Origin of the sequence: Streptomyces sp. NPDC002265 (genome assembly GCF_040296125.1) — a bacterium.
Taxonomy (GTDB): Bacteria; Actinomycetota; Actinomycetes; order Streptomycetales; family Streptomycetaceae; genus Streptomyces.
Window position 1 is genome coordinate 1 of record NZ_JBEOWS010000446.1, and the last position, 6,678, is coordinate 6,678.

6 protein-coding genes are annotated in these 6,678 nt (G+C 74.5%); all 6 read left to right on the forward strand.

Going from position 1 to position 6,678, the window contains the following annotated elements; translation table 11 throughout:
- Nucleotides 1-260: 260 nt before the first annotated feature.
- Nucleotides 261-668, forward strand: a complete 408-nt coding sequence (locus ABT085_RS42015) for a hypothetical protein (RefSeq protein ID WP_351621097.1) — start codon at nucleotides 261-263, stop codon at nucleotides 666-668.
- On the forward strand, nucleotides 665-1,915 hold the full coding sequence (locus tag ABT085_RS42020; protein ID WP_351621100.1) for an NADH-ubiquinone oxidoreductase-F iron-sulfur binding region domain-containing protein: 1,251 nt from the start codon (nucleotides 665-667) through the stop codon (nucleotides 1,913-1,915). Before ABT085_RS42015 ends, ABT085_RS42020 begins: the two co-directional genes overlap by 4 nt.
- 44 nt (nucleotides 1,916-1,959) lie before the next feature.
- Entirely contained in the window at nucleotides 1,960-2,151 is a 192-nt protein-coding gene (locus tag ABT085_RS42025) for a ferredoxin (RefSeq protein WP_351131889.1), read from the forward strand.
- 1 nt (nucleotide 2,152) lies between these two features.
- Nucleotides 2,153-4,207, forward strand: coding sequence for an acetate--CoA ligase family protein (locus ABT085_RS42030; RefSeq protein WP_351621103.1), 2,055 nt, complete (start codon nucleotides 2,153-2,155; stop codon nucleotides 4,205-4,207).
- A gap of 91 nt (nucleotides 4,208-4,298) precedes the next feature.
- Entirely contained in the window at nucleotides 4,299-5,471 is a 1,173-nt protein-coding gene (locus ABT085_RS42035; RefSeq protein ID WP_351621106.1) for an acyl-CoA dehydrogenase family protein, read from the forward strand.
- 38 nt (nucleotides 5,472-5,509) lie between these two features.
- A partial coding sequence (locus ABT085_RS42040) for an acyl-CoA dehydrogenase family protein (protein ID WP_351621109.1) occupies nucleotides 5,510-6,678 on the forward strand: 1,169 nt, incomplete at its 3' end.

Below are 6,678 nucleotides of genomic sequence, written 5' to 3' on the forward strand. Positions count from 1 at the left end.
GTTAGTTAGTCACGCTGCAGGCGGACGGGCCGACCCCGCAGGGACAGCGGTGGGTCGTCCCGGCCGCCCGCGGACCACCGATCCGCGCAGCCCGGCCCTCCCGATCAGGACAGCCGCACGTCACGCGGTACACGGCCCCGGCCGGTACTCCGCACGGCTCCCCGCCACGCACAGCGAGCGGCGGAGCATCCCCCGTCACGCCGTCGCCGCGCCACCCCGCTCCCCCGCCGGGAGCGGGGAGCGCCCCCGGAGGCACGCACATGAGCGCTCGCCGACATCTGGCATGGCTCGGTCTCACACCGGAGCCCGAACAGGAACTCCCCTCGGCCGTGGCCGCCCTGCGGGCCCCGGCGGCCGGCCGGCCGCCGTCGCTCCTCGCGGCCGAGGAGAGACGGCACGTCGAGCGGCTGGTGCTGCGCGGCACGCAGCGAAGCTGGCTGCGCTACCTGGGCGAGGTGACCGACCTGGTGGTGGCCGCCGCCGAGGAGCCGGGGCCGGCCGGTCCCGGACCGGCGCTGCTGGCCGGTGAGGTGGTCCTCGACCACCACCGGATGCTGATCGGCCTGCCCGGCTCCGGCTACGACCGGACCACGGCCCAGCGGCAGGCCCTGGAACGCGCGGTGGACCGCCTGAGATCCCGCTGCGGCGAGCACTGGAGCACCGTGTGACCGGCGTATTCTCCCTCCTCCCCGAAGGGCGGCACGGGCTGCTCGCCCGGCCGCCCGGCAGCGCCGGGGGCCCTTCCTCGTACGAGGACTCCTCCCACTACCTCGCCACCGGCGGGTACGCGCCGGTGTCCGCTCCCGGCACGCTGCTCGACCGGATCGGCGCGGCGGGGCTGCGCGGCCGGGGCGGCGCCGGATTCCCCGCGGCCGTCAAGCTGCGCGCCGTCCGCGACGCTCCCGGCACGCCCGTCGTCGTGGCCAACGGCGAGGAGGGCGAGCCGGGCTCCGTGAAGGACCGCTGGCTGCTGCGATACCGGCCGCACCTGGTGCTGGACGGCCTGCGCCTGGCGGCCGCCGTGACCGGTACCGGGCGCGGCTGCGTCTACCTCTCCGACGCCCAGGCCGAGCAGGCCGTGCTGCGGGCCCTCGCCGAGCGGCCCGCCGGCCTGCGGGTGGACGTCGTACGCACGCCCCACTCCTACGTCGCCGGGGAGGAGAGCGCGGTCGTACGGCGGATCGACGGCGGTCCGGCGCTGCCTACGGCCAAACCCCCGCGCCCCTTCGAACGCGGCGTCGGCGGGGCGCCGACCCTGGTCGCCAACGTGGAGACACTGGCCCGCGTCGCCCTGCTGCACTCCCGGCCCGAGGCCGCCGCCGAGGTCGCCGGCGCCCATCTGGTCACCCTGTCCGGGTCCGACGGCCGGTCGGCCCTGGCCGAGGTCCCCGCCGGTACCCGCCTGGACGCCCTCGCCGACGGCTGGGGGCACGGCAAGGCCGAGGCCGTTCTGCTGGGGGGACTGTTCGGCGGACTGCACGGCGCGGGCTGGGCGGACCTGCCGCTCGACCTGGAGGGGCTGCGCGCCGCCGGTGGCGCACTCGGCTGCGGGGCCCTGTACTTCCTGCACCCCGGGGACTGTCCGGTCGGCGTCGCGAGCGAGGCGACCGCCTATCTCGCCGCCCAGAGCGCCCGGCAGTGCGGGGTGTGCGTCTCCGGCACCGGGGCGCTCGCCGGGGCCCTGTCCGCCGTCGCCCGCGGCACGGCCGACCCGGGCACTGCGGACAGGCTGCGGCGCTGGTCCGGGCAGCTGCCCGGACGCGGGGCCTGCGGGCTCCTGGACGCCGCCGCGCGGATCGCCGCCAGCCTCCTCACCCATTTCCCCGACCGTCTCGACGAACACCGGGACTGTCCCGGCTGCGCCGGCGCGGCGGCCCCCGAGGACGGACGCCGATTCCTGGTGGCCGTGCCCTGACACGCCCTCCCTCGCTCCGCTCACCTCCCAGAAAGGGCCGCACCATGAAACTGCTGCTGGACGCCACTCTCTGCCAGGGCTACGGCCTGTGCCGCGAACCCGCGCCCGAGCTGATCGACCTCGACGACTTCGGTTACGCGCAACTGATCGAGACGTCCGTGCCGCCGGGCGGCGAGGACGCCGCCGTGGCCGCCGTCGCCGCCTGCCCCAACTCCGCGCTGCGGCTGGTGAAGTGACATGGGACGTGACCTCTCGGCCCTCTTCGACCCGGTCTCCGTCGCCGTGGTCGGCGCCAGCGACGACCCCGCCAAGTACGGCCACGCCATAGCCGCCCAGGCCGTCCGCGCGAACGGTCGCCGTCCCGTCCATCTGGTCAACCGGCGGGGCGGTACGGTGCTCGGCCGCACCGCCGCACCGAGCTTGAGCGCGATCGGCGAGCCGGTCGACCTGGCCGTGGTCTGCGTGCCCGCCGCCGGTTTCGAGGCGGCCGTCGACGAGGCCCTGGAGTGCGGGGCACGCGCGATCGTCGCGATCACCGCCGGCTTCGCGGAGACCGGCACCGCCGGCCGTGCACGCCAGCAGGCCGTCGCCGAACGGGTGCGGGCCGCGGGAGCCGTCATGGTCGGCCCCAACTGCCTGGGGATCGCCGACAACACGACGGACCTCTTCCTGGCCTCCGACACCTTCACGCCCGGCGGCGTGGCGCTCCTGAGCCAGAGCGGCAACCTCGCCCTCGAACTCCAGCTGCGCTTCGCCCCGCACGGCCTCGGCTTCTCCCGGTTCGTGTCGCTGGGCAACCAGGCCGACGTCACCCTCGTCGACCTGCTCGCGGACTGCGCCCGGCACGAGGACACCCGGGCGATCGCGGTCTATGCCGAGGACTTCGCGGACGGACGTGCCTTCGCCGAGGCCGCGGCCGTGGCCGGCAAGCCGGTGGTGCTGCTCACCGCCGGGCGCGGCGACGCCTCGGCGCGCAGCGCGCAGTCGCACACCGGGGCGCTGACCACCTCGGCCGACGTGGTGACGGCGGCCTGCCGGGACGCCGGGGTGGAACTGGTCGCCACCCCGCGCGAACTCACCGTCGTGCTCGCCGCGTCGGCCGGACCGCGGCGCGGTGCCGGCCGCCGGGTCGCCGTCCTCACCGACGGCGGGGGCCACGGCGTGATCGCCGCCGACGCCGTGGAGGCCGCGGGACTCTCGGTGCCGGAGATCGGCGCGCCGGCCCGGGAGCGGCTGCGCGAGGTGCTGTGGGAGCAGTCGGCCGTCGCCAACCCCGTGGACCTGGCGGGCATGGGCGAGCAGGACCCCGGTTCGTACGCGGCGACCGTCGAGGCGCTGCTCGCGGCCGAGGAGGTCGACGCCGTGCTGATGACCGGCTACTTCGGCGGCTACGCGGCCTCCGAGGGCGGTCTCGGCGGCGGCGGTACGGCGCTGGCGGACGGGGAGCGGGAGGCGGCACGGCTCATCGCCGCCCGGCACAGCGCCACCGCCAAACCGCTGGTGGTGCAGTCGATGTATCCCGGCTCCCCCAGCTGCCGCACCCTCGCGGCCGCCGGCATCCCCGTCTTCGACGCCACCGAGGACGCCGCGCGTGCCCTCGCCGCCACGGTGGCCGGCTGTACCGCGCCCGGCATCGTCCCCCTCCCCCCGCCCGCCGCGCCGATGGAGGAGACCGGGTACACGCGGATCCGCGCGGCCCTCGAAGCGGCCGGCCTCGCCTTCCCCACCGCCCGGGAGGTCCACGACGAGTCCGAACTGCTCGCCGCCGTCGCCGGGTTCCCCGGCCCGTACGTGCTCAAGGCCCTGCACCTGCTGCACAAGTCGGACGCGGGCGGTGTGGCCCTCGGTCTGGCCGGGACCGACGAGGTGCTGGCCGCCTTCCGCGAGATGCACGCCCGGCTCGGCGCGCCCGCCTACTCCGTGGAGGCCATGGCGGACCTGTCCGACGGCATCGAGCTGATCGTCGGCGTCAACCGCGATCCGCGGTTCGGCCCTGTCGCCATGGTCGGCCTGGGCGGGGTGCTCGCCGAGTCGCTGCGCGACGTCGCCTTCACCCTGGCGCCGGTGACCGCCGACCGCGCCCTGGACCTGCTGCCCGGACTGCGCACCGCCGCACTGCTCGACGGGGTGCGCGGCCGGCCTCCCGTCGACGTCGCCGCGGCCGCCGCGGCCATCGAGACGATCACCACGTTCGCCGCCGCCCACCCGGAGATCGCCGAGCTGGAGGTGAACCCGCTCCTCGTCGGCCCCCGCGGTGCGCTCGCCCTGGACTCGCGCGCCGTCCTCGACTGAGCGACACCCCCGTACCCGCCCGAGCGACACCCCGTACCCGCCCGGGCGCCCCGCCCGCCCCCGCCCTCCCCCGACCGAAGAGGTGGTCACCATGGACATGCGCTACACCCCCGAACAGTCCGACCTGAAGCGGCGCGCGGCCGACTACGCCCGGCTGCTGATGCGCTACGAGGACCAGTCCGAGCAGGCCGGCGGTCCCCTGCCGCAGGCGCTGGTCACCGAACTGACCCGGGCCGCGATGGACGCCGGCGTCTACGCCATCAACATGCCCGCCGCATGGGGCGGCGCCGGGCTCAGCCTGCTCGACCAGGTCATCGTCGAGGAGGAGTTCGGCAAGGCCACCAACTGCCTGTGGGACATTCCCTGGCGGCCCGCGAACGTCCTGGCCCAGGGCGACGAACGGCAGCGCGAGAAGTACCTGCTGCCCGTGATCCGCGGGGAGAGGTTCGACGCGTTCGCCGTCACCGAGCCGGGCGCCGGATCCGACCCGTCCTCCGGCACCTCCACGGCCACGCGCACCGAGGGCGGCTGGCTGCTGAACGGCGAGAAGTGGTTCGTCACCTGCGGCGACATCGCCGACTTCCTGCTGGTGCAGGCGGACGCGGGCCCCGAGCGGCTGCCCACGCTGTTCTTCGTGGACAAGGCCGCTCACGGCGTCGGGATGACCCGCGTGCCGCGTTTCATGCACTCCGCCGTCAACGGGCATCCCGAGTTCACCTTCACCGACGTCTTCGTGGCCGACGAGGACGTGCTCGGCGGCGTCGGCAACGGCTACGAACTGACCAAGGAGTGGTTCACCGACGAGCGCCTGATGATCGCGGCACGCACCGTCGGCGCCGCGGAGCGGGCCCTCCATCTGGCCCGTGACTGGGCCGTGGAGCGCGAGCAGTTCGGCGCCCCCATCGCCGGTTACCAGCTGATCCAGGGCATGCTCGCGGACTGCGCCGTGGACATCGCCGTCAACCGCGCCTACACCCACCAGGTCGCCTGGGAGGCCGACCAGCCGCACACCGACCGCAAGACCCTGCACGCCAAGGCCTCCACCGCCAAGCTCGCCGCCAGCGAGGCGGCCGGCCGGGTCGCCGACCGGTGCCTGCAGATCTTCGGCGGCCGCGGCTACGACCGCTCCTACCCCGTCGAGCGCATCTACCGGGAGCTGCGCGTCGACCGGATCTGGGAGGGCACCTCCGAGATCCAGCGGCTGATCATCGCCAACGAGCTCATCAAGCGCGGCACCGGCGCGCTGGCTCTCCCCACGCACTGACCCCGCCCACGCCGGACCACCACACAGCGAGGACTTCCATGGACTTCCGCCTCACCCCGCGCCAGGCACAGCTCAAGGCCGACGCGCGTGCCCTCACCGACTTCATCGCCGCCTACGAGAACCGGTGCGAGGAGGACAACGGGCTGCCCGCGAGCGCGCACACCGAGATCCGCGACGCGGTCCTGAACGCGGGCCTCCAGGCCGTCAACATGCCTGCCGAATGGGGCGGCGCGGGCCTCACCATCGCCGAACAGGTCACCGTCCAGGAGGAGTTGGGCCGACTGACAGGCGCCCTGTGGGACATGGTGTGGCGGCCCGCGAACGCGCTGCGGTTCTGCACACCCGAGCAGCGCGAGCGTTTCCTGGTCCCGGTCATCAGGGGTGAGCGCCGGGACTGCTACGCGGTCACCGAGCGCGGCGCCGGGTCGGACCCGCAGAACATCGCCACCACGGCGACGAAGAACGACCGGGGGTGGGTGCTCAACGGGGAGAAGTGGTTCGTGACGGTCGGCGACCACGCCGACTTCATGATCGTCCTTGCGGCGGCGGGTCCGGAGCGCGCACCGACGCTGTTCCTGGTCGACAAGGACACCCCGGGCATCGAGATGACGCGCGTGCCGCGCTTCATGCACACCTTCGTCTACGAGCACCCCGAGTTCACCTTCACCGACGTCCAGGTCGACGAGGACGCCGTGCTCGGCGGCATCGGCGAGGGATACGACATCACCCGCTCCTGGTTCACCGAGGAGCGCCTGATGATCGCGGCCCGTACCACCGGCGCGGCCGAGCGGGCCCTGGAACTGTCCCGTGACTGGGCCGTGGAGCGCGAGCAGTTCGGCGCGCCGATCGCCACGTACCAGCTGGTCCAGGGCATGCTCGCGGACTGCGCCGTGGACATCGCCGTCAACCGCGCCTACACCCACCAGGTGGCCTGGGAGGTGGACCAGGCGGGTGCGGAGGACCGCAAGACCCTGCACGCCAAGGCCTCCATCGCCAAGCTCGCCGCCAGCGAGGCCTCGGGCCGGGTGATCGACCGGTGCCTGCAGATACACGGCGGGCGGGGCTACGACCGTGCGTACGCCGTGGAGCGGCTCTACCGGGAGCTGCGCGTGGACCGGATCTGGGAGGGCACCTCCGAGATCCAGCGGCTGATCATCGCCAACGAGCTCATCAAGCGCGGCACCGGCGCGCTGGCTCTCCCCACGCA